This window comes from Westiellopsis prolifica IICB1 (assembly GCF_004323185.1).
Classification (GTDB): domain Bacteria; phylum Cyanobacteriota; class Cyanobacteriia; order Cyanobacteriales; family Nostocaceae; genus Pelatocladus; species Pelatocladus prolificus_A.
In genome coordinates, this window is the sequence record NZ_NAPS01000001.1 from 1,519,304 (window position 1) to 1,544,718 (window position 25,415).

Here is a 25,415-nt window from a genome sequence, read left to right on the forward strand (position 1 = left end):
GAGATTGACGCTTCTAGTACCACATTTGCTAGTAAGATCGAGTTGTTAAGTTTTATTGCTAGTGTTAAGCAACTTAAACTGCTAAACACTTAGTTATTTATTTTCCGAAGCTTCAGCAGAAGCTCTAAACTGGAAAACTGTAAAGAGAGGATTTCACAAAATGGCATTTACACAGCCCCCCCTTCCTTTTGCATTTGATGCTTTAGAAGCATACGGTATGAAAGCTGAAACTTTCGAGTACCACTATGGCAAGCATCACAAAGCTTACGTAGACAATTTGAACAAACTTACAGAGGGAACAGAGCTTGCTAATAAGCCATTGGAAGAAGTGATCCAAATTGCTTTTAAAGATTCCTCTAAGACAGGTGTTTTTAACAATGCTGCCCAAGTTTGGAACCACACTTTCTTCTGGAACTGTCTGAAGCCAGCAGGTGGCGGTACACCTACAGGTGATTTGGCTACCAAAATTGAAAAAGATTTTGGCAGCTTTGATAAATTCAAAGATGAGTTTTCTAATGCCGCAGCAACTCAGTTTGGTAGCGGTTGGGCTTGGTTAATTGATGATGGTGGTACCTTAAAGGTGATGAAGACACCCAATGCTGAAAACCCTGTTGCTCATGGTAAGAAGGCACTCCTAACCTTAGATGTTTGGGAACACGCCTACTACATCGATTTCCGCAATGCTCGTCCAGCATTTATCAAAAATTTCATGGATCAGTTGGTGAACTGGGATTTTGTCGCTGAACAATACGCTGCGGCTTAATTCAGTGAACAGTTATCAGTGAACAGTGATCAAAAACTGATAACTGGTTACTTGATTCATTCAAACTTCAGACAGTCACGATGCTAGTCGTGACTGTTTTTGATTCATCATTGTATTAGAGCAACTTATAGATCCAACAATTGAGAAATAAAAAACATGGATAGCAAAGACTTAGCCCAATACATGGAAGCAACTGACAGCATTGCCAAGCCTTGGTTGATGGTACAACTGCGACTGAAGAAATTGGAAGAATTGCGTGAAGCACTTTCAGAAACCGAATACGCTGATACTTTGGCTGATATTCACCAAGATTTAATGAATTTGGGTGAATGGTGGTGTGGTCAAGAAGATGAGGTGTTTTAACTTTAGTCATTGGTTATTGGTCATTGGTCATTGGTCATTGGTTATTGGTCATTGATTATTGGTGATAATCTAGGTGGTTGGGGCGTTGATCACGGTGTTTAAGTAATGGATTATAAAGACGCAGGAGTTGATGTTGAGGCTGGTCGAGCTTTTGTAACCCAGATTCGGAATTTGGTTCATAGCACTTTTAGACCGGAAGTGTTAGGCGGATTGGGAGGCTTTAGTGGCTATTTTCAGTTACCAACTGGTTTGCAGGAACCAGTGCTAGTTTCTGGTACTGATGGTGTAGGTACAAAGCTGAAAATTGCTCACACTCTCAACATCCATGACACCGTTGGGGTTGATTTGGTGGCGATGTGTGTTAATGATGTGTTGACATCTGGCGCGGAACCATTATTTTTTTTGGATTACCTAGCAACTGGTAAGTTAGAGAAAGAGCAATTAACTCAAGTTGTGGCGGGTATTACTTCTGGTTGCAAACAAGCGGGTTGCGCTTTGTTGGGGGGAGAAACAGCAGAAATGCCTGGTTTCTACCAAACTGGTGAGTATGATTTAGCTGGTTTTTGTGTGGGAGTTGTAGAAAAAAGTCAGCTACTCGATGGTTCGCAAGTACAAGTCGGAGATGTGGCGATCGCTCTCAGTAGCACAGGTGTTCACAGTAACGGCTATAGTTTAGTTAGGAAAATTATCTCTGATCACGGGTTTGCTTGGGATCAACGCCCAGAATTACTTGGTGGTAAAACTTTAGGAGAAACTTTCCTCACACCTACTCGTATCTATGTCAAACCTGTCCTCGCTGCACGCCAAGCAGGTTTAGAAATTCACGGTATGGCTCATATTACTGGTGGTGGCTTACCAGAAAATTTACCCCGATGTTTAGGACAAGGGCAAGCAATTAAAATTGATACTGACAGTTGGTCTATTCCACCTGTATTTCAATGGTTAGCTGAGACTGGTTCGGTGAGTCCCCAGGCGATGTATAATACTTTTAATATGGGGATTGGTTTTGTCTTACTTGTACCTCCACAACAAGTACAGCTAGCAGTTGATCATTTTGAGTCACAAAATATTGCAACTTATGTAATTGGTGAAGTGATTACTGGCTCCGGCGAATTATTAGGATTACCGGAATAAATGACAAATTGAATACATCTGATGAGGTTGATTTTTTTCTTAATCAAGTGGATTTTGTACTCGAATCATCAGTATTATAGCCGTTATTTCCATATCGATGATTGGTGGAAATAACGGATATTTTTGGCAAAATTGATTACTTTTGTTGAGGTTTGCAATTGAAAATACTCATGACCAATTGCATTTAAATTTGCTAACGTAGTCTTAACATATTGAAAAATATTACCAACCAAGCTTAAAAAAAAGCCACCAACACTATACATAAAGTGTAGATAAGTTCCGAGCTATGAATAGGTTGTGTTGGAGTGTTAACTATCACTCATTCACAAGAAAAGAGGGGGTTATGACTGTCAATTGTATTCGGACTGCTTTTGCCTCTAGAGAATTATTAGAAGAAGTATTTCAAAACATCGATGCTCAAAGTTGTCCGAAGTGCTTCAACTTTCACATGCACACCACTTACTCTGATGGTAAATTACAGCCTAGTGGATTAATGGAACAAGCGATCGCGATCGGTTTAGAAGGACTCGCAATCACCGATCATCATAGTATATCTGGCTACCAAGTAGCACAAAAATGGCTGGAAGATTGGCGATGGAATAACCCAGGTGTAAGTGTTCCTCACCTGTGGAGTGGTGTAGAAATTAATGCCGATCTACTAGGGATAGAAGTTCACATTTTGGCTTATGCTTTCGATCCTACACACCCAAGTATCAAGCCATACATCCAAAGAAGAATTACTACAGGAGAAGAATATCGAGCAGTTAACGTCATTGCTGCGATTCAAAAAGCTGGCGGGTTGGCGGTACTTGCTCACCCAGCACGTTACAGAAAATCCCATTTAGAATTAATTCCTGCTGCTGCGGAACTTGGTATTAATGGTGTGGAAACTTTCTACGCCTACAACAATCCAAAACCTTGGAAACCCAGTGCAACAGAATCACAACAAGTCCAACAGTTAGCTGTTGAATACGGACTTTATAACACCTGTGGAACTGATACTCACGGTTTAAGTTTATTGCAGCGATTGTAAGGATCAAGGATGAAGTAATTTTTGATAGTCTTGTACTCTCTTAATTCTCTCACTTTCTCTGTGTTCTTATTGACTCAGTGTGCGAGTTCAGCATACCAGCACACAAAAACTACATCAACCAAAGCATGAAGCACTCTACAATTAAGTTGAGTTGCTATATTTATAAAGATAAAGAGTGATGGCGCGATCGCTCAAAGTTGCCCCAAGATATATTGAAAAGGTTAAGTCTGCCGTTCAACGCAATGGTTATCCCAGCCAGCAAGTTTTAGCAAGTGAAGTTGGGCTATCTTTATCGACTGTTAAAAACTTTCTCAATAGTAAACCAGTTGATTACCTCAATTTTCTTGAACTTTCCAAAAAACTGGGGCTAGACTGGCAAAAAATTGCATATCAAGAACCAAGTGTTCAAGCTGATAGCGAAACAATAATTGAATTAATCGAGGAACATTCACCTTTTATTACTGGTACACCCATCACTCACCCCCACCAATTTTTTGGTCGGGAGAAAGAAATAAAACGCATTTTCAACTTACTTAAACGCCATCCCCTGCAAAACGCTGTCATAATTGGTAAACAACGTATTGGAAAAACTTCTCTACTCCATTATCTAAAAAATATTACAACTACTTCATCAGCACAATTACGTCCAACTCAAAAATCTGATTGGTTACCAAATCCAGAAACATACAAATGGATTTTTGTAGACTTTCAAGATGTACGAATGCAAAGCAGAGAAGGATTGTTGGGTTACATTCTTGAATCTCTCAATTTAATGTCAAACATTCCGAGACGTGATAGTAGTTTTCAGCAGGACAACTCGGAATCTATAGATTTAGATTTATTTATGGATGCGGTTAGCCATAACTTACACAATCCCACAGTGATTTTATTAGATGAAATTGGTGTAGGGTTGCAACGTTGTCCAGAATTAAATGATGAATTTTGGGAAAGTTTGCGTTCTCTGGCGACCAACCATACAAATGGGAACTTAGCGTTTATTTTAGCTACTAATCAATCACCTATTGAACTAGCACATAAAAACGGACATAGTTCACCATTCTTCAATATTTTCGGCTATACAGCATATCTGGGATCACTGACAGAAATAGAAGCACGAGAATTAATAGCAAGTTCGCCCATAGCTTTTTCTCAGGAGGATGTAGAGTGGATTTTACATCAAAGCCGTTGTTTACCACTTCTATTACAAATTTTATGTCGAGAAAGATTATTTAGCCTTGAGGAAGTCCCTAATAACTCTTCATGGCGCGAGGAAGCACTCAAACAAATTGAGCCATTTCAAGAGCTAATTTTTTGAACATTTCTATAAGTCAGCCATAACTCACACCATAAGCCAACCATAGCTAAGTTTAAATAGATATGTAGGCGAGTTCATTGGAAAAATGGTTGCCTTAAGTATAAAAAACTGGATGAGTCGTCACCTCAGCCAGTTTTTGCTAAAGTAGCAAAAAATTTGCTACACACTTGTGCTAATCAACGTTACTGTTATTCGTCGTCATTTTTGGATTGATCGATGCTCTCAATGATTTCCAGGATAACTGGAATAAGAACAGCGTCGTTTAACTGGATATCTCCAGAAACAACACCACCAAAAAGCAGAACGACAATTAACAGTCGGCAAAAGGTAGCCATAGGAACTCTCCCTGAAATTCAAAAGTTTGCTAGACTTCTGAACTCAGCCGTTAAGGAGAAGGTTCAGAGGCAGTTAGAGTGCCCACCCTTTAATGTATTGGGCACTTTATACTGTTTGCCTAAATTTAAAAATAACATGTAATTATTCAAAGTCAACTACTTCTCAGCTATTTGTTACCCTTTTGTTGACTTATGACTTAGTAACTTGTGATTGTTTTAGTCTAAATCGATGAGTTACGAAAAGTAGTAATTTAAAGTATTGTGCAGATAAAGTGGTAATTATTCCACGCAACGCCTACACTCACGCACCCGAACAGCACCCTAATTTGATACTGGGTAGCCTGCAAATATTATTCTGGCTTATTTTTCGTCCTACTGCTTTCCGCAATCACCTCAAGCGCATTGACCCTGCTTTAGATTTAGAGCATCACCATGAAAGCCCTATAAGATGGCGAAATCCCAGTCTGTGGCGGCTATTTTTACAAATACACCTAATATTACCCCTTTTCATTAACTTGATAGTTGGTTTGGTGCAATGGGTATTAAGTCAACCTGTAGAAAATATTGCACTTCGCCTAGTGTTGAGTTCCATGCTGAGTGTGATTTTGAGCTTAGTGTCATTTGGTGTGGGGAAATTACCAATATTGAGCGTATTTTTGGGTTTCATACTAAGTGCAGTGTCAATATTTGCTTCGCTTCCTTCATATATAAGCTTTTTGCTAGGCGCGATGTTAGGTTTCGCATTTAATGTGTCATCTACTGTTCTATTGTTTGGCGCAAGCACAGGTGTAATTTTTAGTTCTATTTTATGCGTAATAATATTAGGTCAGATAGGTTCAAGTTTAGAAGAAAAAATACTATCAGTCGTATTTGGTCTAGGATATTTATGTTTGTTCCAGTTGTTATCACTATCGTGGTTCGGTAGATTTCAATGGACATGGTTTTTCGGAATTATATTTCCAGCTGCATTCTTGATTAACATCTTGTTAACAAATCTATTGTTGAGTAATGATTCTCTAAAAACAGAAAAAATCTTAAACGCTATTCGAGAAATATTAAAGGTAACAAATATAACTTTAATGTCTGGAATAGTAATTATTGCAGGAATCACAATAATTTCTTTTTGGCGACATCTTGTACTTTTTCCATTTGAAATAGTATGGAATGCTCTGCTTTATCAATTAGAAAAAAGACGTACTTCCGAAAAACCCAGCTTATTAAGTATCAATAGTGCCTTTTGGGATGAATGGCAGTTTATACCTCTAACAAATTTAGAACGACATATTATTTTAGTTGCAAAACGCAAACCAACTGAAGCAGAGGCCGCTTTCAAATATTTGCTAAATACCCCTCAAAGCTGGGCATTAAAAGCTGCACAATTTGAACTGTATGCACCTCTTTTAGAAAATTGCACCAATATAGAAACTATCAGTAACTTGTACCACAATCTGGTGAGTAGTGACTTAAAGGATGAAGTCAGCCAGAGATTACGTATATTTAGAACTATTAGTGAAGATGTAGATGCAGCTCTTAATCAAGAAAGTAAATACAATCAACGTCTTGTACTCAAAGAGATTACAAAGCGTTTAAATTTTTTACATTTGCAAGAATCAACCCGTGGTGAAAAAAATTATTCCCCTCGCTTCTCCTTGATCGCGCAAAACTGGGGCGATATCATTACTAAGTATTTAGAAGAATTAGCAGAAGAAACCGAACTTTACCAAGAATTAGATTCTCCATACATTATCGGTATCCCTTTAACACCACAACAAGAGATCTTTATCGGACGCGATGATATAGGTACACGTATTGAGCAATTAATTCTTGATCGCCGTCGCCCACCTTTGCTACTCTACGGTCAGCGACGTATGGGTAAAACTTCCCTACTCAACAACTTGGGAAAACTACTACCCAATAACATCATTCCCATGTTTGTAGACTTGCAAGGCGCACCCTCATCAGCGAGTAACTATGCAGGTTTTCTCTACAATCTCGCCAGAGGAATGATCGCTTCAGCCAAAAAGCAAGCTGTTAATTTACCAAATTTAACCCGTGAAACCCTAGCAAATGATCCCTTCACCGACTTTGATGAATGGTTAGATCAGGTAGAACGAGCATTAGAACAAAATACGGCGTTGTTAATGCTAGATGAATTTGAAGTGATAGACAGCGCCATCACTAAAGGACGTTTTGATGAACAAGATATTTTGGGAATGCTGCGTCACCTCATCCAACATCGTCCCCGCTTCAAGCTGATGCTAGCTGGTTCCCATACTATCGAAGAGTATCAGCGTTGGGCTAGCTATCTGATTAATGTACAAGTTGTGCAAATTAGCTACTTGAAGGAAAACGAAGCTAGGCAATTAATTGAGCGCCCTGTCAAAGATTTTACTCTGCGTTATGAACCTGATGCTGTCGAGCGAGTTCTACAACTTACCCGTTGTCACCCGTTCTTAGTACAACTGCTGTGTAGTGAAATTGTTGCTTATAAAAATGAGCAAGATCCCTCTGTGCGCCGATTAGCAAAATTAGCAGATGTGGAAGCAGCAGTTCCAGAAGCTTTGAAAAGTGGCAGTTTTTTCTTTGCTGATATTCAAAATAACCAAGTAAATGCAACGGGACGAGATATTTTGCGCTTGATAGCAGCCCAAGGAGAAGGGGTTGTGGTGAGTCACAAAAGTATATTGCAAATTAATAATGTAACAACTAGTACTATTAATTTATTATTGCAACGGGAGTTGATTGAGGAAGTTGGTGAAGGTTATCGCTTCCAAGTCGAGATGATTCGGCAGTGGTTTGCTCAGATTAAGTAACAAATTACTCTTCATAATTCTTCGCTTGGTGTGCGACTTGAGGCGACACATATACCCGCAAATACAAATGCGATCGCACTCACCCAAACCCCAATCTCTGGTGTAATTAATTGCGGTTGGGGAAATACTACCGGAAATAAACCTCCCACCAACCCAAAACCCGCAAAATACATTCCCACTGCTAACCCAGCCCAACGAGGACTTACTAGGGAAAAGGAAAAGGGAATACCACCGTTGACTATTAAACAAAAGCCACATATACCTAGTAAAATTACAGGTATATATGTGCCTATATATAAACTCATCATTAAATATATACTAATTACACCAACACCAATCAGCATAGCTAGGCGATTACCAATTTTGACAGCCAATGCGCCTGCTGGTAGAAATGCGACCGCTATGACAAGATTGATAATTAACATTATGACGTCAACATTGTCAGTATTTAAATTTACCTTCAGCAATTTACTCAAAGCATCCATCATTAACCGCGAACCCAAAGCAATACCGACACCAGTACCCAAAATCAAAGCTAATGAGCGGAGAAATTGTCCTGGGTTTGTTGATGTTTGTACCTCCTCTACAAATGGATTGGGGGGATGAAATAATCGCAGTGTCGCCGCTGCACCTAGAAGAATAAACGAACCAATAGCAAAGGTAAAAATTGGCCCTAAACCAAGAATAAAATTACTAGCTACTCCTCTAAAAGCACCAGCAACTCCACCTACAAGAATGATGACGCTGAGTGCTGAAGGTAATTGTGGTGGAAGTGCGTAGTATACCAATAATGCAAAAATTGGGCTGCGAAACACCGTCATTGCTAAGGCCCATGCTACCAGCATTAAAGGTAATAGCCATTTTGTTATATCTGAAGGTGTGACAAAAGTGACAATTGAAGGGATAGCAATAAACAAAGCCGAAGATAAAATCACTCCCAAGGTGATAAAAGAAAAGCGACTTCCCACCCGATACTTGGCTTGATCAGAAAGCGCCCCCATCAGCGGTTCCATCAACACCGCCAAGATATTTTCTAAGATTACGACTCCAACTGCTAACGATTCAGGAAAGCCAAACCCAACCAAAAGTTTAGGCAAGTACAGATTATAAATTAGCCAGCAGATAACAATGGCTGCCTGTACTCCTGCTAAACTCCAAACTTGCAACCACAAAATTTTTGGCTGAGTGATGATTCCTGTATCTTTTTCCATTATCTATACATTCTGTGTTGTTTCACACAGGTAGATTCACATTGCTGAAATTGCTTTCCATAATTCTACATAGCTGAAGTCCTATATTTTGCTCAAAAAATTTTATGAAGTCGTCTGAAGACGACTTATGCTATCAGCTAAGGGTTTAAATCCTTATACCATTTCACGTTAATCGCGATACATATAAATTTTGTACCAGACGCGATATATCGCGTCTCTACGGATCTGTATTTGTATCAGATTTTTTGTGAAATGGTATTAGCTGATAGGAATAGCAAAGATAAACAATCATTCCACAGATACCGTCGGTTTCTTGGTCACAGAACGTGTTGTTCGTCGTTTTGACCTGCGCTTTCCACCAGCCATTTCATACTGATGACTATCTTTACCATAGCGACACGCAACACCCAGTAGCATATGCTCAGAATAACTGTTTAACACAACTTCTGCTTCTTTTAATGCATTTTTCGCCATCTCCATCATTACTCGTGCTTGATTATAGGCGTTTAGCTTTTCTCGTAACTCATTAATCATGCTTTTGTAGGTAATGATTGACAAACGATTACCCAAATCTAAATTAGGATCAATCGCTTGCAATCCTGCAACTCGTCTTTCAGCTTTACTTAGTGCAACTGAGTTTCGTTTCCGTTGTGCCATAAAGTTTTCCTTTTGATGAATTTAATCTAGATAACTCTGATTGTGTTTCACACGGAGTTTGCTACATATCATCAAAATACGTAAGAAAAGATGCATTAACCTGAGTGAAGCTACAGAACTTTTAGAAGATTCAAATTAGTGCAAAGAATAAATATAAGTAGATTTGCTGAAATTCGAGAGGGTAAGTTGTGTGGGAGCGGAGATATTCAGAGGTGTGGCGCTCCGCGTCTTTGCGTCTTCTTGGTCACAATGTCAGTTGAAATTGAGTTGTGGTTTTGAATATTTATTGAGCTATAGAAAAGATTCAAACGTTTGTTAAAAATGCTTTAACGTTTCTTATAAAGACTCATTGATATATAGAAAAGATTCAAACGTTTGTTAAAAATGCTTGAATTTTTCTTATGAAGATGAAAAATTTTTCACAAAGGTGATAATTTTCGTCAATAGACATAGGCGTGAAAAAGAATGTAGAGACGTGTTCGCTTTTAGCGTTCCCGCAGGGTAATTTCGCGTCTCTACAAGGATTCTGGCTTTTGAATTTTGAATTTTGAATTGTTTGGGTCACCCCTGATTTGCCAGCTGTCTCCTCTAAAAAATCGAGGATCTATTATATTTAGTATGTGGGTACAGATGGATCAATTTCCTTACTCCAAGCCAGAATACCACCCTTGACGTTTGTTCCGTCAATTCCTGCTTGCTTGAGAATTCCCAAAGCTTTTGCAGAACGCATACCCGACTTACAATGGACAATTAAGCGATGACCGTTGACTAATTCCTGAACTTTGTCTACACCACTACCATTTTCGATATCGGGTAAAGGTATTAATACAGAACCAGGAATCTTAGCAATTTCATATTCATGTGGGTTGCGGACATCCAGCAGTACAAAATTGTCACTACCGCTATCCAACAACTGCTTCAATTCTTGCACAGTCATTTCGGAAAGTTCCATTTGCTGTTTCGCCTCCTCTGCTTGCGCTTGTGGAATACCGCAGAATTGTTCGTAATCTATCAACTTTTCAATTACTGGACGTATCGGGTTGGGACGCAATTTCAATTCGCGGAATTTCATTTCTAAGGCATTGTACAGCAGTAAGCGTCCACTTAAAGTATTGCCTTGACCCATAATAATTTTAACGGTTTCGGTTGCCTGGATGACACCAATCATTCCCGGTAAAATTCCCAAGACACCACCTTCTGCACAAGAGGGAACCATTCCTGGTGGTGGGGGTTCTGGATACAAATCACGGTAATTAGGTCCACCCTCGTAGTTAAATACCGTTGCTTGACCTTCAAAACGGAAAATCGAACCGTAGACGTTGGGTTTATCTAACAATACACAAGCATCGTTGACAAGATATCGCGTTGGAAAATTATCAGTTCCATCAACGACAACATCATAAGGTTTAACAATATCGAGGGCGTTTTCGGAACTCAGACGAGTTTCGTAAAGATCAACCTGACAATAGGGGTTAATTTCGAGAATGCGATTCTTGGCTGATGCAATCTTGGGTTTACCCACCCAAGAAGTACCGTGAATCACCTGACGTTGGAGGTTGGAAGTATCAACAACATCGAAATCAACAATACCGATGCGTCCAATACCCGCCGCTGCTAGATATAAAAGTAACGGTGAACCTAGTCCACCTGTACCAATACACAATACACTAGCAGCTTTGAGACGCTTTTGACCTTCTAATCCTACTTCCGGCAAAATTAAATGTCGAGAGTAGCGTTCGTAATCGTCTTTCGTCAGCTGGATTTCATCCAAATTCGGATTTAGCATAGCAGTTTAGATGAGGAAGCGCGGACTTTTTATCCTACCCAAAAACGATACCCTTTGTGTGTTTGTATCTTCAGTGGTTTTTAAAATAACTTTTCAATTGTTTCTGGTTGGAATTGGTGGTGATCATCAAGACACCAGCTGTTGATCTCAGCAGCTTTGCCATTCTGCACAGAAACAATAATGTATGAGTATTCTTGCCAAGCACACTGTCGGTCAAATTCTGAGGGAATTGCTGGATAATCAGGATGAGAATGATAAATACCTATTATATCGATAGAACGTGTCCGTGCTGCTTTTTGTGCTTGTAACATGACTTGGGGTGCGATCGCATACCTGCGCTTCTTCTCATATATGATTTGATCATCAGGAAAATCCAGTGCTGCTTCAGCACTCCAAACATTTTCTGTGGGCTTAATTTCTATTACAGTTTTACCATCATCGCCACGATGACCAAAAATAATTCCACAGCACTCTTCTGGATAAGTAGTTTCAGCGTGACTGTAGATGGTTTGTAAATTTTGGGGAGTAAGTTTAATCATACTGTACGGGCGTAGACGTTTACCAAAAATTCGGTGACCCGCTCACAATCCCCATCTTAGGAATACCTTGAAGATCGGGACTTCCGCCACACGTGGACTCAATAACTACGTTAAGGTGTTTATGAGATCTGACGCTATTTATTACAATCAGGAGAATAAACCTTATTTTCAAGCAATTATTTATAATATCTTAATCACATGCCACCTTTACCTACATACACTCAACAACCTCAGACAGAAACCTACACTGAAATTATTGATGTTCGCTCTCCCAGAGAATTTAGCGAAGATCACATTCCTGGTGCAATCAATTTACCTGTACTAAATAATTCCGAACGCACAGAAATAGGAACTATATACAAACAAATAAACACATTTCAAGCCAGAAAAATTGGTGCAGCTTTGGTAACCAAAAATATCTCTGAGCATATCACTCAACATTTTGCCAAGAAAGAAAAAAGCTATCATCCTCTTGTGTATTGCTGGCGCGGTGGACAGCCTTCTTTAAGTATGGCTTTAGTACTTGGTCAAATTGGTTGGCGCGTAACCTTACTTGAAGGTGGCTACAAAACTTATCGTGCTTATGTGCGACAACAAATAGAAGAATTACCCAAAAAATTTACCTACAAAATACTGTGTGGTTTAACTGGTAGTGGTAAAACTTATATTTTAAGGCAAATGCGTGAGCGCGGCACTCAAGTATTAGATTTAGAAAATTTGGCTCAACATCGTGGTTCTGTTTTTGGTGAAGAATGGCAAGATAAACTTTCACCCCAGCCTACCCAAAAGTACTTTGAATCCCTACTATTGCAACAACTTCAAAGCTTTAATCCTAAGGAGCCAGTTTGGATAGAATCAGAAAGTAGAAAAATAGGTAAAGTCTATTTACCGAAGTCTTTGTGGGAGAAAATGAAACAGGCTTGTTGTGTAGATATTCAACTACCACTCACAGCCAGAGTCAAATTTCTTTTACAAAAGTATTCCCACTTTGTAGAATATCCTGAAATCTTAAAAGCAAAATTGGAAAAACTCAAAGACCGCTATGGCTGGGAAAAAGTAAATCAATGGTATCAATTAATAGATGCTGAAAAATGGGAATTATTGATCAGAGATATTTTATCTAATCACTACGATCCAACCTATCGTAAGTCTATTCAACGAAATTTTAGTAATTTCAAAGAAATGCGATATCTCTACGATTTATCTGATGAGAGTATACACGCATTGTTAGATTTAAGCTTGTGGTAGTCTACGATTGAAATCGCAATTTTATTTTATAGCTGCGCTTTGGGAAGATCCCCGGCTTTTCTAAAAAATCGGGGATATTTTGCCTGATAAAAAACGTGAGTTGGATGGATTGAATTCGCCCAATACCTAGCCCTCAAATAAATAGCTGGCTCATAGCAAAAACCCACTTCAAGTAGGTTGAAGAGGTTATTGATTCAGTCTACTTTTAGTAGACTTAGCTTATGAGCCGTGCAGTTGACTTGCGGGCGGTTAAATAGTACTAAATAGCAAAGGCTAAGTTTTCACTGGAGAATATTTTTTATAGACCGTAGCAAGTCAGCCAATAGTAGTAAGGACATTTTGCCTTGCAAGTATTAAAACTGAGATTATGAACGAAGCCAGGAACTTTTGGATGAAGAGACTAATTTATTATGTTGTTGCTTTACCTAGCTTGTTTTTAGGAATAATCATCGTTAGCGCCAAGACACTAGCTGTGGAAGCGGAAAATCAGGAGAGAGAGAAAATCTCTGTATCTGGTAAAATTGCTATGCCAATGTCTTCTGGTTTACCTTTATCCAAGGTATGGGTGATCCAAAACAATCAACAATCACAGCGTCAATCTTTCATTTGGGTAAAAAATACTCATAAAATTGAGCAGCAGCCTTTTTTACTGCTCGCGAAAGAATCACAGAACTCTGGTAAAGATAAGCCAGATGAAAAACCCGATTCTACTTCCAAACCATCAAAAAAAGAAGAATTGGAAGACTTTAACACAGTCATCAAGAATACTCGAAAACAGCAAGGTTTATTTACTATTTACCGCAACAAAGAAGACAATAAGATATATCTAGAGATTAAACCAGAGCAACTAAAGAAAAATTTTATCGCCACAGCAACCTTAGAATCAGGTATTGGTGAAGCTGGTATCTACAGTGGTATGCCTTTGCAAGATTTTTTGTTTTATTTCGATCGCGTCAATGATAAATTAAACTTTGTTGTCCGCAACGTCAATTTTCGTACTCGTGAAGGAGATCCCCAAGCGCGATCGCTAGCACGGTCATTTAGTGACTCGGTTCTCTATTCTCTAGACATCAAAAGCATTCATCCCCAAAGCAAATCAATTTTAATCGACCTCAGTGATTTGCTACTGACAGATATAGCGGGGTTAACCTCAAGTTTGGGATTACCAGGAAGTGCAGATGAATCTTATTTTGGTAACGCCAAAGCTTTCCCGGAAAATGTCGAAATCGAATCTGTAATGAATTTTTCTGGTAGTAGCGAGGATGACGAAGATGAAGAAACACAAAGCTTCATTACCGTACCAGATAGCCGTGGCTTTACCTTACGGGTTCACTACAGTCTTTCTCAACTCCCAAATAATAATTACCAACCCCGCCTAGCAGACGATCGCATCGGTTATTTTCTCACCGCTTACCAAGACTTATCCAACGATGAACGCAAAGAACCGTTTGTCCGCTACATTAACCGTTGGCATTTAGAAAAACAAGACCCCAACGCCTCTATTTCTCCCCCCAAAGAACCAATAGTCTTTTGGATTGATAACGCCGTACCCCTAGAATACCGCACCGCCATTACTGAAGGCGTCTTGATGTGGAACAAAGCCTTTGAAGCAGCTGGATTTAAAGATGCTATTCAAGTCAAACAAATGCCCGATAATGCCAAATGGGACGCTGCGGATATCCGTTACAACACAATTCGCTGGATTAACACCGTAGATGGATATTTTGCCATGGGACCTTCCCGCGTCAATCCACTCACAGGAGAAATATTAAACGCCACAATTTTAGTAGATGCGAGTTTTGTCCGCGCCTTGAAAAACGAGTATCGTCAAATTATCCAACCCAACGAACAACAAAATAGAACTTCCTTAACAGCATTAATGCAAAATCGCTTGCTTTGTACCAATGGTTTAGAAGCAAACAAAAACCCAATCAAATCAAAGCTATTTGCCAAACACTTATCGAAACTAGCTGGAGAGTATGACCTTTGTTACGGTATGGAAGCTGCTAACCAATTTGCTTTTGGTTCTATAGCAATGTCACTTCTCCAAGAAACACCTCCTACTACTGACCAAGTGAAAAATTATATCCATCAATATTTAAGGTTAATTATTGCTCACGAAGTCGGACATACTCTGGGGTTACGGCACAATTTCCGTGGTAGCACGATGCTGACACCAGAACAACTGAACAATACAGATATCACCCGCAACAAAGGGCTAGTTTCATCTGTAATGGATTATATACCCCCAAATATTGCTCCCAAAGGTCAAAAACAAGGAGATTATTTTCCTAACATGGTCGGGCCTTATGATGATTGGGCAATTCAATACGGCTACACTCAATTTTCAGCAGCAACCCCCACAGCTGAAAAACCCTTTTTGAATGAAATTGCCGAAAAATCAAACCAGCCAGAATTGACCTATGCTACAGATGAAGATATGTACGATTTAGATCCGACTGCTGACGCTTGGGATAACAGCAACAATGTCTTAGTTTATTCTCAATGGCAGTTAGAAAATGCTCGGATTATGTGGGATCGTCTCAATCAGCGTGGTCCTGTCAATGGTGATAGCTATAGCGATGTCAGAGAACAGTTTGGTACAGTATTGGGAAATTATTTCCAAAATATTTTCTACACAACAAAATATATTGGTGGACAGTCATTTTATCGAGTTCATCCTGATGATAAACAAAGAAAACTACCCTTTCAAGCAGTACCATTAGAAAAACAACGGCAAGCATTAGCGCTTTTACAAAAGTATGTCTTTGCCGAAAATGCTTTTAACTTCTCATCAGATTTGTTGAATAAATTAGCCCCATCCCGTTGGCGACATTGGGGTAGTAGTCCCCGTATCGGTCGCTTAGACTATCCGATTCATGACTGGGTATTGTTCATGCAAAGTCTGGTATTGTGGGACTTGCTTTCAGGCGATCGCCTCTCCCGCCTCAAAGACATGGAATACAAAAATAAAACCGAAAATTCCCTGAGCTTACCTGAATTATTTAATACTCTACAAAATGGGATTTGGACAGAAGTATTAAAACCCCAAGGCAAAACCATCGAGATTTCTAGCTTACGTCGAGGCTTACAGCGCCGATACGTGGAAACTCTCAATGAAATGGTGTTGCGAAAACAAGAAGTTCCAGAAGATGCTAGGACTTTAGCTTGGTATAAGCTGAAACAACTATCTGAAAAACTAGATAACGTGCGTGGTGGTGACGAATATACCAAAGCACATTTACTAGAGACACGCGATCGCATCAAGAAAGTTTTGGATGCACCTTTGCAGGGAAATTAGAAAGCCATATTTGCTCTTAGTGTCTTTGTGTTTTAATAATTATTTTTTAACCACAAAGACACAAAGACACCAAGAAAAATACATTGTTGTGTGTTGTGCGATCGCGACAAAATAACACACGCTGATTACGATAAAGGTAAATGGAAAAATGACCCTTACTTTTGATCAAAATGCTTATCGCAATCTCTTGGCGGAGGTTACTCCTACAGCAATTGAGACAGAACAAGAGTACGAACGTGTTTTGCAAGTAGTAGAACGGCTAACTTTTAAGAAGAATCGCACGATTGAAGAGCAAATCTTACACAAGTTACTAGTAATATTGGTTGAAGCATATGAAACGCAAAATTATCCGATGGATGAATCTGCGCCTCATGAAATTCTCCAACACATTATGGAAGCCAGTGAAACTCGTCAAGTTGATTTAGTAGGTATTATTGGCTCAAGTGGTGTAGTGTCGGAAGTTGTGAATGGTAAACGTTCGATCAGTAAGGCACAAGCCAAAGCCCTTGGTGATTATTTCAAAGTATCACCTAGCCTATTCATCTAAGTACAACATTACAACAAATCAGTTAAAGAAAACTGCCGTTGTTTATCTAATTCCTTAAGTAGTAGCTCTTCAGCTTGAAAAGCTTCACCATAGAATTTATATTTATCAGGTTCGATCTCTTGATCTGTTTGCAGCCACATTTCCTTAAAATGACGAGAGCGTTTTTCACGCATTACCTTCTCCATACAAGCAGTAGTTGCTTGAACGACATGGGGAGTACGTAATATTTCTTTCTCATTTTTTTCATTGAGTTGAAATAGATGGGAAACTAACGTCATTTCTTCAGAAAATTCCAAGCATTTGTCTTGTACCGTTGAGATTAAATCATCTTCTAAGTTATCAGATGCAAGTTCTAAAATTTGTCGCCACAAAAACCGATGGTGAGAAAGACTAAATTGCAAATCTCGTTCTTCTAAAGCATCGTTGATGGCTTGGCGTTGTTCGGGACAATGGAGATATATTCGCAGTAATAATGCTTCTGCTTGTTCTAGTAGAGTTTTTTCTGAAGTGACAGAAGTTTTTTTATTTGTTTGTGTTGATAAATCTTGGTTTTGTCTGTAGTGCGATCGCGCTATACTTCTGATATTATTTTGCGGCGCAACTTGAGTCAAAAGATTTTCGACTCGCAAGGGTACTAGTCTGGCGTCTCCTAAAGCTAAAATTTCTGCACAATAAGAAACATAATAATTAAGCGTATCAATATTAGTAATATTTTTGAGTAATTTAACTAATTGCTGCGAGACTTGCTGAAAATCTGTAGCTTGTTTTAAGTCCCGATCTTTGGTGATTTGCTGAATTTGCCAATTTAACCACAAAGGTGCATTCGCTAACAGTTGTTGATAATCTGCGGATGTATGGGTATGTAAATATTCATCGGCGTCTTTACCATCGGGTAAATTGAGAATTTTTAGTTGTACTTCGCCCTTGTACGCCAGTTGTGCAATTTCTCCAATCGCTCTTTCGGCGGCGATATTACCAGCTTTATCGGCGTCAAAGTTGAGTATGAGTTGTTTCGAGTCGGTGTAGCGTAATAATAACCGTACTTGGTCTATACTGAGGGCAGTACCCAAAGAAGCAACAGCGTGATTAATTCCCGCCGCATGAAGAGCGATCGCATCAAAATATCCTTCCACCACCACAGCTTGATCAATTTGGGAAATCCCAGCTTTGGCTTTGTCAAGAGCAAATAAAGTTTTACCCTTACTAAATAATTCAGTTTCTGGTGAATTAAGATACTTCGGTTGTTCATCTCCCAGAGTTCTACCGCCAAAAGCAATCACCCGCCCCATAACATCGTGAATCGGAATCATGAGGCGATCGCGAAACACATCATAATACCCACTGCTTTCTTTGCGGGGTTTAATTAATCCGGCTTTCTCCACCAACTGTACCGGATAGCGTTTATCTTCCACTAAATAACGATAGAGAGTTTCCCAAGCCGCAGGAGCATAACCCAAGTTAAATTGTACAATTGTCTCGTCTTGCAATTGGCGTTTTTGTTGCAGATACTCAAGGGCGACTTGTCCTTGGGGTTGTCTAAGGGCATGTTGATAAAATTGGGCAGTAGAAGCGAGAATTTCGTAAAGTTGCGATCGTTCTGATAATTGTCTTTGTAATTCCTGTCTTTGCTCTGGTTCCAGAGTTTGCACAGGAACTTGGTAACGTCGCGCCAAATCCAGTACCACTTCTGCAAAAGAATGCTTATGCAAGTCCATGAGAAACTTGATTGCATTCCCCCCCGCTTGACAGCCAAAACAGTAATATATTTGCTTTGTAGGACTGACGGTAAAACTGGGGGATTTTTCATCGTGGAAAGGACATAAACCCACAAAATCTTTACCACGCCTGCGTAGAACAACGTGTTCCGAAATGACATCATAAATGTCAGCCCGTTGTTTAATTTCCTCTATAGTATCTGGGTGTAGGCGGGGAGTGTACATATTGGGGATCGGGGAAAGGGGAAAGGGGAAAGGGGATCGGGGAAAGGGGAAAGGGCTAGACAAATCAAAAATCAAAAGTCAAAAAATTCTTAATTTTGTAGGCGCAAGTCTTCCCGTGGGGTATTTTGAATTGTTTTGTCCCCGATCCCCGATCCCCAATCCCCAATCCCTGATCGCTATTATATTCTTGTTCCCAAGCCAATAATGATGTATTCAATTACTTATACTGAGATTTTATAAGAGGAAATACTGAAAATGGGACGTGTTTTTCTTTCCGCAGCTCACGGAGGCAAAGAAACGGCTGGAATTGATCCAGGTTCGATGGCTGGAGGTACAACAGAAGCCAGAGAAATGATTTTGTTGCGTGATTTAATTTTGACAGAATTAAGGTCACGCAGTTTTGAAGTGTTATCAGTTCCTGATGACTTGAGTGCCAAGCAAACTATAGACTGGATCAATTCTCGTGTTCGTCGTGGTGATGTCGCTTTGGAAATTCACGCTGACGCTGCTAGTAGTCCTTCTGTGCGTGGGGCTAGTGTTTTTTATATTGCCAACAATAATGAACGCAAAAGCAATGCAGAATTAGTATTAATGGGGTTACTACGCCGCGTTACGCAATTACCTAACCGAGGAGTAAAACCAGATACAAATTCGGGTATGGGTAGTTTAGCATTTTGTCGCCAGACACAAGCGCCTGCTTTGTTAATGCAAGTTGGTTTTTTAAGTAATCCAGAAGATCGTGGTTTACTACAAAACCGCCGTCGTGATTTTGCTGTGGGTATAGCTGATGGAGTCGCTGCTTGGAGTCGTACTGTTGACCCTGGTTCAGAAACCGGTGAACCAACTTATTCAGCAATTAATATTAACATTAATGGACAAAAATATTCTGAACAAGGAATACTCGTTGATGGTAATGCTTACATCCCAATTGACTTAGCAGATCGCTTACAAATTGATCTCTCAAAATCACCCAATGTCCGCCGGATTACCTATCGTCGAGTTGTTTATGTTAAAGCTATTGAATTACGAGAATTTCATATTTCTATCAATTGGGATAGTACCAGTCGTACCGTCACTTTACGTTCCAACTTAGTAATTTGCTCCGGTCAAGTTGACAAAATCATGTCTCATGGTAATGCTTCAGAAGTGCAGCTACAAATATTTCTCAAAAATAACAATGAAAATGCCTTAGTCAAGTTTCCTGATATCGGCAAACTCTATCGGGAAGAAGCCGCAATCGAAGGGGTTAACTATGATATTGCTTTCTGCCAAATGTGTGTAGAAACAGGTTTTTTACGCTTTGGTGGTGATATTAAATTAGAACAAAATAACTTTGCAGGTTTAGGGACAATTGGCGGAGGTAGCGAGGCTGCAAGTTTTGAAAGTGCCAGAATAGGTGTGAGAGCGCATATTCAACACTTGAAAGCTTACGCTAGTTTAGAACCTCTGGTACAGGATGTAGTAGACCCAAGATTTCGTTTTGTCACCCGTGGAATTGCTCCCTTACTAGGTCAATTATCAGGGCGATGGTCAGCAGATTTAAATTATGGTGACAAGATAATAGCGATGCTCAAACGTTTGTATGAATCAGCAGGATTGATGTAAGTAAGTCGGCACAAATAAAGTTAATTAGTTGGGATAGTTATTTGTTATTTGTCATTGGTTATTGGTAGGATTTTCAGGTATGTTTACTTTTCGTGTTTCACGCTATATTTATTTTCATTGACTTAACTAGAAGAAAATTATTTAGCTTTTATTTTGAAAATATCTACAGATCAATCTACCAGGATCAACATCATTAAATGGCACAATAGTTCCATCTTCTTCAACTTTATTTTGATCACGGCAGTTGTAAACTTCTAGGGGTCTTTTGATTCCATTTACACTGACAATTGCCCTGTATTCCCAATAATTCTTAGCACTACGTTTAATACTAATAATACAAATTTGGTGTCCCTGCAAATTTCGACAGACGGAAGCTTGAACAGGAGATGTGACAGAGAAAAAAAGTATTAGTATTAGACCAAAAATGATCCAAACTGATAAATATTTAATTTGCATGATGATAAGTATAATTTAAGTATAAATAAATTTTTTAGGGTGGTATTACTCATCCTAGAAAATTTTTCAAAATCAAATGATTGTTATAAGTAAGTGGGTACACATAAAGCTAACTAGTTGAGATTGTCATTTGTCATTGGTAGCGATTAACCGCGTCTGTACTTTTAGATATGTTTACTTTTCCTAACTCAGTTATGTTTATTAAGACTGACTTACTTATCTTAACTGAGCTTAAGATTTGTAGTGATTTTCAACTCAATCAATTACAAAACCTCACCTCTATTACCAATTCCTCATTCAGAACTTTACTATGAAACCCTCAACTGTCGATTCCAAAGAATTTGACCAAAACTTTTCTGGGACGCTTTCAGATTATGTAACTGCGATCGCTTGGTCGCCTCAAGGTACAATACTTGCTGTGGCTTCTGCTGCTGGAGAAGTCGCACTTTGGCAAGATGACGAGTTAACAAGTTTGCAAACTGGCAATGATAGTTCTGTTGACTGCCTTGCTTTTTCTCATGATGGGCAATTTTTAGCTGCTGCTGGACAAGATGGTCAAGTAAAAATCTGGCAAGGAACTGAATTAATTGCTACTTTAGAAAATGCTCCGGCTTGGGTTGATCAACTAGCTTGGAGTCCCAAGACTCACCATTTAGCTTTTAGCTTGGGGCGGCGTGTGCAAATATGGAATGCTGATACTCGTGAGATTGTTGTCATTCTCAATTTTGAGTCTTCATCAACATTGGGTATTGATTGGCGTAGTGACGGAAAATACTTAGCTATCGGTGGTCATCAGGGTATAAAAATATGGGATTGCCGAGATTGGAATCAAGAACCATACAGCCTAGAAATACCTTCTGTCAGTCTTGCTATGGCATGGTCGCCTGATGGCAAATATCTGGCTTCTGGTAACATGGATCGGACGATCACTGTAGTTGAAAGTCAGTTATTAGTTTCTGGTAATGATCCTCAGCCTTGGGTGATGCGGGGTTTTCCTGGTAAAATTCGTGAAATTGCTTGGTCTAGTGTTGGCGATCAAAATGGTGTACCGATATTGGCTTGCTGTAGTGTTGATGGTATTGTCGTTTGGCAAAAGTCCCTGGATGAGTCTTTAGGTTGGGAAGCCACTGTATTAACTAATCATGTAGATATCATTAATGCGATCGCCTTTGCACCAAAAAGTTTTCTTCTCGCCTCTGCGGGATCTGATGGCTGGGTTTGTCTGTGGAAAAAAGCCAAACAAGTATCGCAAATTCTCACAGGTGCATCCAATGGCTTTTCATGTTTAGCTTGGCATCCCCAAGGTAAGCTATTAGCTGCTGGTGGTAAAGAAGGTGAATTATTTATTTGGGCAAAAACATCACGCGGTCAAGGTTTTGGACGAGATTAACACCAAATTAGGACCATCATTATTCATGATAAGTCAGTAAAGGCTAGGTATGTTATATTTTTATAGGGTTTTTTTATCAATTTATGAACATAATCAAACTAATTTTACTTGCTTTTCCTGTAGTTTTTGCTTCTATGCTGGTGGTAGTAAATCCAGCGGCTGCATCTCCTCTCCAGGCTGCACCTGCTATCACACAACAGATCACATTGCTATCTGCACAACCTGTTCACCAATTGGTTGCACCCAACTCATCTACTGATTCTCAATCGATCATTGATCAACTTGGTTGCAGTTGTGCTACCTGTGTGCAAGCTAAACTTCAGATGGAAGGCAAACTTTCACTAGCTGATCTACTGTAAGTTTTTTAAAAGCACTATTAAGTATTGTCAAACAGCCTGGGGAGTTATGAATCGGTTCATAACTCCTTATTTTTTGTCGTGCCAACACCAGACTCATTAAACTATTAACCCAAGTTGCGGGTTATCAAAATCCGGGTGCTTCTGATCCAGAAATTAGTGCGATCGCCAATGACAAATTGGCGGTTGCGCTACGCGCAACCACGATTTCGAGCAATCATTACAAGCAGTGTAATGAAGCGGTTTCAGGTATTAATAATTGCTTACTATAGAAATGCTTGTTTCAGGGTAAATGCAAAAATAAATGCTTCCAACTTAAGTATAAACCCTTGCCAAGTACATACGTGGATTGATTTTGGAAACACACAAGTGATGCTACTAAACACTGTTTCAATGTAATGCCTAATATGTTGCTTGATATACTGATTCCACGGTTCATCTTGACGCTTGGAATTTTTTTTCCTCATGACTTTCAAGGATATTTTGCTAGTTTCTTCGAGGTCATCTTCGGCAGTATAATCAGTGTATGCAGCATCAGTATATACTTCGCTGCCTGGTGGTAAATTTAACGGTAAGGCGTTCAATGCTCGCACATCAGAAGCACTACCAGGCATAAAAACAAATTCCACTGGAATACCAGTTTTGGTCGTTAATAACTGAACTCTAACTCCATAAAAATAACGTTTTTTCGATGCAATATAGCCTCTGTACTCTTCAGATTTAATTAACTTGACATTAAAGATCCGAATATTATCACAGATGGGTACAGGAAAAGAGTCTAAAAGATATTCAGTACAATCACTCATTTCTTTCAGTATCATTCCCACTTGATGAAACATATCATTCATCAACATTGATATACTGTGTAATCGTCGGTTGAAGCGTGACTTTTCTAACATATATATGTGGTATCAAGTTGTGGTCTTTCATATAACCGCAAGCTTGACTATGATTACCGTTAAAGAACATCGCGGCGATTATTACCGTTGTAATAATTTCTGCATCACTCATATTTCGACGGCAGCCTTCGTCATGCCCAATCGCCTTTAATAAGTCGTCAATGATAGCATAGACAGCAATTGTTTCATTTAGCATATACCCCTCCCATATTTGTCTCTGGAGGGGATTTTATTGCTTTAAGTGCTTTTAGCGATCGCCTGTTTGAATAACTAGCAACTTGGGTTAATAGAAAACCTAGAATTTTACAGTGGCGTTTATGGCGTTCCTCACAAATTGCGCCGAGAAAAAATAGATTGGGTAATTGCTACCTGTGGGCTAAAGGGACAGGAAAAAATGCTGACTGGACAGTTACCAGGTGGTTGGAAGCAACGGGTTGCTTTCGGTGCATCAGTGATGCACGAACCTGATATTTTATTTTTGGATGAGCCGACATCGGGAGTAGACCCACTTGCACGTCGTCAATTTTGGAAACTAATTAACGACTTTGCCCGCAATGGTACAGCTATATTAGTTACAACCCATTATTTAGAAGAAGCTGAACAATGTAACCGCATGAGTTTTATGGTAGCGGGTGAAACTGTAACGGAAGGTTCTCCAAGTTCAATCAAAGCTTCTCAACCTGGACAATTAATAGAAATTGTTGTGAATAATAATCAATCCGCCTCCAAGTTACTCAAACAACACTTAGATTCTTGGCGGGTTTCTATTTTTGCCAATGGTTTGCATATAGTTCTTGATCACCCTGACGCAGAACTAACCAAAATCCGTCAACTTCTCCACTCTGCCAACTTGAGTATAAAATCCCTTCGCCCGATTCCTTTCTCATTAGAAGATGCATTTATTGGGATTGTGCAACGAGCGCAGATTTGATGCGAGCCATCAGTTAATAAATTCTTAACTTGCAGTTACCAATCACATATTAGCATTGTTAAAATAAGAGTCAAATATGTTACTAATTTTTAGATCTCACTAAATAATAATGCTGTTAACTGTACAACTAAAGACACTTGTCAAAACAGTCCTCCCAAAACCCCTATCTTACAAGATTCAAAGTTTACTTTATAAAATTTCAGTGAGTCGGATACGGGGGTTTAGTTTACATTTAAACACCCCTGACCGCTATGTACTAGAAGAGAGTATCATCCCTTATTTTGTTGCCCACAGAGAATTTCATAAAATCCTTTTCGTTGGTTGTGATTGGTTTACTAAACCTTACAATGGCTACTTTAAGAATAAAGAATACTGGACTATAGAAATTGATGAATCTAGAAAAAAATATGGGTCTAAAAATCATATAGTTGATTCGTTTTTAAATCTAAGCAATCATTTTCCTAATGATTATTTTGATGTGATCGTTTATAACGGGGTTTTCGGATGGGGTATTAATAGCAGAGAAGATACTGAAAATTCATTCCAGCAATGTTTTCAATGCTTACGCCCAGGAGGAATTTTAGTATTTGGATGGAATGATATTCCTGCTCACAAGCCTTTTCCTGTCATCGAAGAATGTCAAAGTTTACAACAGTTTGAACCTTACCTTTTCAGCCCGCTATCTACTGTACAATATTCAGTACCTGATAAATCAGACAAACAGAAATTTGGACATGTATTTAACTTTTACATCAAGCCTTTACCTGATTGAGCAGGTTTGTTGAAATGTTTT

Annotated in this window: 20 protein-coding genes and 2 pseudogenes; 14 read left to right on the plus strand and 8 right to left on the minus strand. The window is 39.2% G+C overall.

Annotated elements, in window-relative coordinates; genetic code table 11:
• Nucleotides 1-160: 160 nt before the first annotated feature.
• From sodB to B4U84_RS06535, 5 genes are all read left to right on the plus strand, one after another.
• Nucleotides 161-763, plus strand: coding sequence for a superoxide dismutase [Fe] (gene sodB, locus B4U84_RS06515; RefSeq protein WP_044450643.1), 603 nt, complete (start codon nt 161-163; stop codon nt 761-763).
• 156 nt (nt 764-919) lie between these two features.
• Entirely contained in the window at nt 920-1,126 is a 207-nt protein-coding gene (locus tag B4U84_RS06520) for a hypothetical protein (RefSeq protein WP_131116261.1), read from the plus strand.
• Nucleotides 1,127-1,231: 105 nt separating this feature from the next.
• Nucleotides 1,232-2,260 carry a phosphoribosylformylglycinamidine cyclo-ligase gene (purM, locus tag B4U84_RS06525; protein WP_131116264.1) on the plus strand — a complete coding sequence of 343 codons (1,029 nt, stop codon included), beginning with the start codon at nt 1,232-1,234 and terminating at the stop codon, nt 2,258-2,260.
• A gap of 343 nt (nt 2,261-2,603) precedes the next feature.
• Nucleotides 2,604-3,293: a PHP domain-containing protein gene (locus B4U84_RS06530; RefSeq protein WP_131116268.1), complete on the plus strand. Its 690-nt coding sequence runs from the start codon at nt 2,604-2,606 to the stop codon at nt 3,291-3,293.
• A 178-nt stretch (nt 3,294-3,471) separates the two neighbouring features.
• Complete coding sequence (locus tag B4U84_RS06535; protein ID WP_131116271.1) at nt 3,472-4,608, plus strand: ATP-binding protein; 1,137 nt, start codon at nt 3,472-3,474, stop codon at nt 4,606-4,608.
• Between the two features lie 188 nt (nt 4,609-4,796).
• On the opposite strand, the gene B4U84_RS30400 is transcribed toward B4U84_RS06535, so the two are convergent.
• A complete protein-coding gene (locus B4U84_RS30400) occupies nt 4,797-4,943 on the minus strand; it encodes a hypothetical protein (RefSeq protein WP_165490252.1) in 147 nt (48 codons plus the stop codon).
• A 272-nt stretch (nt 4,944-5,215) separates the two neighbouring features.
• Here B4U84_RS30400 and B4U84_RS06540 point away from each other — a divergent pair, with 272 nt between their 5' ends.
• Nucleotides 5,216-7,756, plus strand: a complete 2,541-nt coding sequence (locus tag B4U84_RS06540; protein ID WP_131116274.1) for an AAA family ATPase — start codon at nt 5,216-5,218, stop codon at nt 7,754-7,756.
• A gap of 11 nt (nt 7,757-7,767) precedes the next feature.
• On the opposite strand, the gene B4U84_RS06545 is transcribed toward B4U84_RS06540, so the two are convergent.
• The 4 genes from B4U84_RS06545 to B4U84_RS06560 form a co-directional block, all read right to left on the minus strand.
• Entirely contained in the window at nt 7,768-8,967 is a 1,200-nt protein-coding gene (locus tag B4U84_RS06545; protein ID WP_131116277.1) for an MFS transporter, read from the minus strand.
• A gap of 288 nt (nt 8,968-9,255) precedes the next feature.
• Nucleotides 9,256-9,624 carry a hypothetical protein gene (locus B4U84_RS06550; RefSeq protein ID WP_131116280.1) on the minus strand — a complete coding sequence of 123 codons (369 nt, stop codon included), beginning with the start codon at nt 9,622-9,624 and terminating at the stop codon, nt 9,256-9,258.
• Nucleotides 9,625-10,237: 613 nt separating this feature from the next.
• Nucleotides 10,238-11,410: a molybdopterin-synthase adenylyltransferase MoeB gene (moeB, locus tag B4U84_RS06555; protein ID WP_017309151.1), complete on the minus strand. Its 1,173-nt coding sequence runs from the start codon at nt 11,408-11,410 to the stop codon at nt 10,238-10,240.
• Nucleotides 11,411-11,490: 80 nt separating this feature from the next.
• On the minus strand, nt 11,491-11,949 hold the full coding sequence (locus tag B4U84_RS06560; protein ID WP_131116283.1) for a M67 family metallopeptidase: 459 nt from the start codon (nt 11,947-11,949) through the stop codon (nt 11,491-11,493).
• 198 nt (nt 11,950-12,147) lie between these two features.
• On the opposite strand from B4U84_RS06560, the gene mnmH reads away from it, so the two are divergent.
• The 3 genes from mnmH to B4U84_RS06575 all read left to right on the plus strand — a co-directional run bounded on the left by mnmH (nt 12,148) and on the right by B4U84_RS06575 (nt 17,045).
• Nucleotides 12,148-13,197 (plus strand): tRNA 2-selenouridine(34) synthase MnmH, encoded by a 1,050-nt coding sequence (gene mnmH, locus B4U84_RS06565; protein WP_017309149.1) that lies wholly within the window; start codon nt 12,148-12,150, stop codon nt 13,195-13,197.
• A gap of 391 nt (nt 13,198-13,588) precedes the next feature.
• Nucleotides 13,589-16,498 carry a zinc-dependent metalloprotease gene (locus B4U84_RS06570; protein ID WP_026081755.1) on the plus strand — a complete coding sequence of 970 codons (2,910 nt, stop codon included), beginning with the start codon at nt 13,589-13,591 and terminating at the stop codon, nt 16,496-16,498.
• A gap of 148 nt (nt 16,499-16,646) precedes the next feature.
• A complete protein-coding gene (locus tag B4U84_RS06575; protein WP_131116287.1) occupies nt 16,647-17,045 on the plus strand; it encodes a helix-turn-helix domain-containing protein in 399 nt (132 codons plus the stop codon).
• A gap of 8 nt (nt 17,046-17,053) precedes the next feature.
• Here the strand turns inward: B4U84_RS06575 and dnaG are convergent, their stop codons facing one another.
• Nucleotides 17,054-18,985 carry a DNA primase gene (gene dnaG / locus B4U84_RS06580; RefSeq protein WP_131116289.1) on the minus strand — a complete coding sequence of 644 codons (1,932 nt, stop codon included), beginning with the start codon at nt 18,983-18,985 and terminating at the stop codon, nt 17,054-17,056.
• A 255-nt stretch (nt 18,986-19,240) separates the two neighbouring features.
• On the opposite strand from dnaG, the gene tftA reads away from it, so the two are divergent.
• A complete protein-coding gene (tftA, locus tag B4U84_RS06585; RefSeq protein WP_044450659.1) occupies nt 19,241-20,590 on the plus strand; it encodes a hormogonium tapered terminus morphoprotein TftA in 1,350 nt (449 codons plus the stop codon).
• A gap of 141 nt (nt 20,591-20,731) precedes the next feature.
• On the opposite strand, the gene B4U84_RS31485 is transcribed toward tftA, so the two are convergent.
• Nucleotides 20,732-21,046, minus strand: coding sequence for a hypothetical protein (locus tag B4U84_RS31485; protein WP_017309143.1), 315 nt, complete (start codon nt 21,044-21,046; stop codon nt 20,732-20,734).
• Between the two features lie 310 nt (nt 21,047-21,356).
• Between B4U84_RS31485 and B4U84_RS06595 the strand changes: the two genes are divergently transcribed.
• Together B4U84_RS06595 and B4U84_RS06600 are read left to right on the plus strand one after the other, a co-directional pair.
• Entirely contained in the window at nt 21,357-22,436 is a 1,080-nt protein-coding gene (locus B4U84_RS06595) for a WD40 repeat domain-containing protein (RefSeq protein WP_131116292.1), read from the plus strand.
• 83 nt (nt 22,437-22,519) lie between these two features.
• Nucleotides 22,520-22,795 carry a hypothetical protein gene (locus B4U84_RS06600; protein ID WP_044450662.1) on the plus strand — a complete coding sequence of 92 codons (276 nt, stop codon included), beginning with the start codon at nt 22,520-22,522 and terminating at the stop codon, nt 22,793-22,795.
• Between the two features lie 263 nt (nt 22,796-23,058).
• Here B4U84_RS06600 and B4U84_RS06605 read toward each other — a convergent pair.
• Nucleotides 23,059-23,887, minus strand: a pseudogene (locus B4U84_RS06605) (IS982 family transposase).
• 81 nt (nt 23,888-23,968) lie between these two features.
• On the opposite strand from B4U84_RS06605, the pseudogene B4U84_RS06610 reads away from it, so the two are divergent.
• Both B4U84_RS06610 and B4U84_RS06615 read left to right on the plus strand, forming a co-directional pair.
• Nucleotides 23,969-24,622, plus strand: a pseudogene (locus B4U84_RS06610) (AAA family ATPase); the annotation flags it as partial.
• Nucleotides 24,623-24,731: 109 nt separating this feature from the next.
• Nucleotides 24,732-25,394 carry a methyltransferase domain-containing protein gene (locus B4U84_RS06615; protein ID WP_044450666.1) on the plus strand — a complete coding sequence of 221 codons (663 nt, stop codon included), beginning with the start codon at nt 24,732-24,734 and terminating at the stop codon, nt 25,392-25,394.
• The last annotated feature ends 21 nt before the right edge of the window (nt 25,395-25,415 follow it).

Excerpts from the sequence above, each read along its gene's own strand:
- B4U84_RS30400 (WP_165490252.1), bottom strand. The coding sequence starts at position 4,943 with ATGGCTACCTTTTGCCGACTGTTAATTGTCGTTCTGCTTTTTGGTGGT.
- B4U84_RS06615 (WP_044450666.1), top strand. The coding sequence starts at position 24,732 with ATGCTGTTAACTGTACAACTAAAGACACTTGTCAAAACAGTCCTCCCA.
- sodB (WP_044450643.1), top strand. The coding sequence starts at position 161 with ATGGCATTTACACAGCCCCCCCTTCCTTTTGCATTTGATGCTTTAGAA.
- moeB (WP_017309151.1), bottom strand. The coding sequence starts at position 11,410 with ATGCTAAATCCGAATTTGGATGAAATCCAGCTGACGAAAGACGATTAC.
- B4U84_RS31485 (WP_017309143.1), bottom strand. The coding sequence starts at position 21,046 with ATGCAAATTAAATATTTATCAGTTTGGATCATTTTTGGTCTAATACTA.
- B4U84_RS06535 (WP_131116271.1), top strand. The coding sequence starts at position 3,472 with ATGGCGCGATCGCTCAAAGTTGCCCCAAGATATATTGAAAAGGTTAAG.
- B4U84_RS06570 (WP_026081755.1), top strand. The coding sequence starts at position 13,589 with ATGAAGAGACTAATTTATTATGTTGTTGCTTTACCTAGCTTGTTTTTA.
- mnmH (WP_017309149.1), top strand. The coding sequence starts at position 12,148 with ATGCCACCTTTACCTACATACACTCAACAACCTCAGACAGAAACCTAC.
- B4U84_RS06600 (WP_044450662.1), top strand. The coding sequence starts at position 22,520 with ATGAACATAATCAAACTAATTTTACTTGCTTTTCCTGTAGTTTTTGCT.
- B4U84_RS06575 (WP_131116287.1), top strand. The coding sequence starts at position 16,647 with ATGACCCTTACTTTTGATCAAAATGCTTATCGCAATCTCTTGGCGGAG.
- purM (WP_131116264.1), top strand. The coding sequence starts at position 1,232 with ATGGATTATAAAGACGCAGGAGTTGATGTTGAGGCTGGTCGAGCTTTT.
- B4U84_RS06595 (WP_131116292.1), top strand. The coding sequence starts at position 21,357 with ATGAAACCCTCAACTGTCGATTCCAAAGAATTTGACCAAAACTTTTCT.
- tftA (WP_044450659.1), top strand. The coding sequence starts at position 19,241 with ATGGGACGTGTTTTTCTTTCCGCAGCTCACGGAGGCAAAGAAACGGCT.
- B4U84_RS06545 (WP_131116277.1), bottom strand. The coding sequence starts at position 8,967 with ATGGAAAAAGATACAGGAATCATCACTCAGCCAAAAATTTTGTGGTTG.
- B4U84_RS06530 (WP_131116268.1), top strand. The coding sequence starts at position 2,604 with ATGACTGTCAATTGTATTCGGACTGCTTTTGCCTCTAGAGAATTATTA.
- B4U84_RS06520 (WP_131116261.1), top strand. The coding sequence starts at position 920 with ATGGATAGCAAAGACTTAGCCCAATACATGGAAGCAACTGACAGCATT.
- B4U84_RS06550 (WP_131116280.1), bottom strand. The coding sequence starts at position 9,624 with ATGGCACAACGGAAACGAAACTCAGTTGCACTAAGTAAAGCTGAAAGA.
- B4U84_RS06560 (WP_131116283.1), bottom strand. The coding sequence starts at position 11,949 with ATGATTAAACTTACTCCCCAAAATTTACAAACCATCTACAGTCACGCT.
- dnaG (WP_131116289.1), bottom strand. The coding sequence starts at position 18,985 with ATGTACACTCCCCGCCTACACCCAGATACTATAGAGGAAATTAAACAA.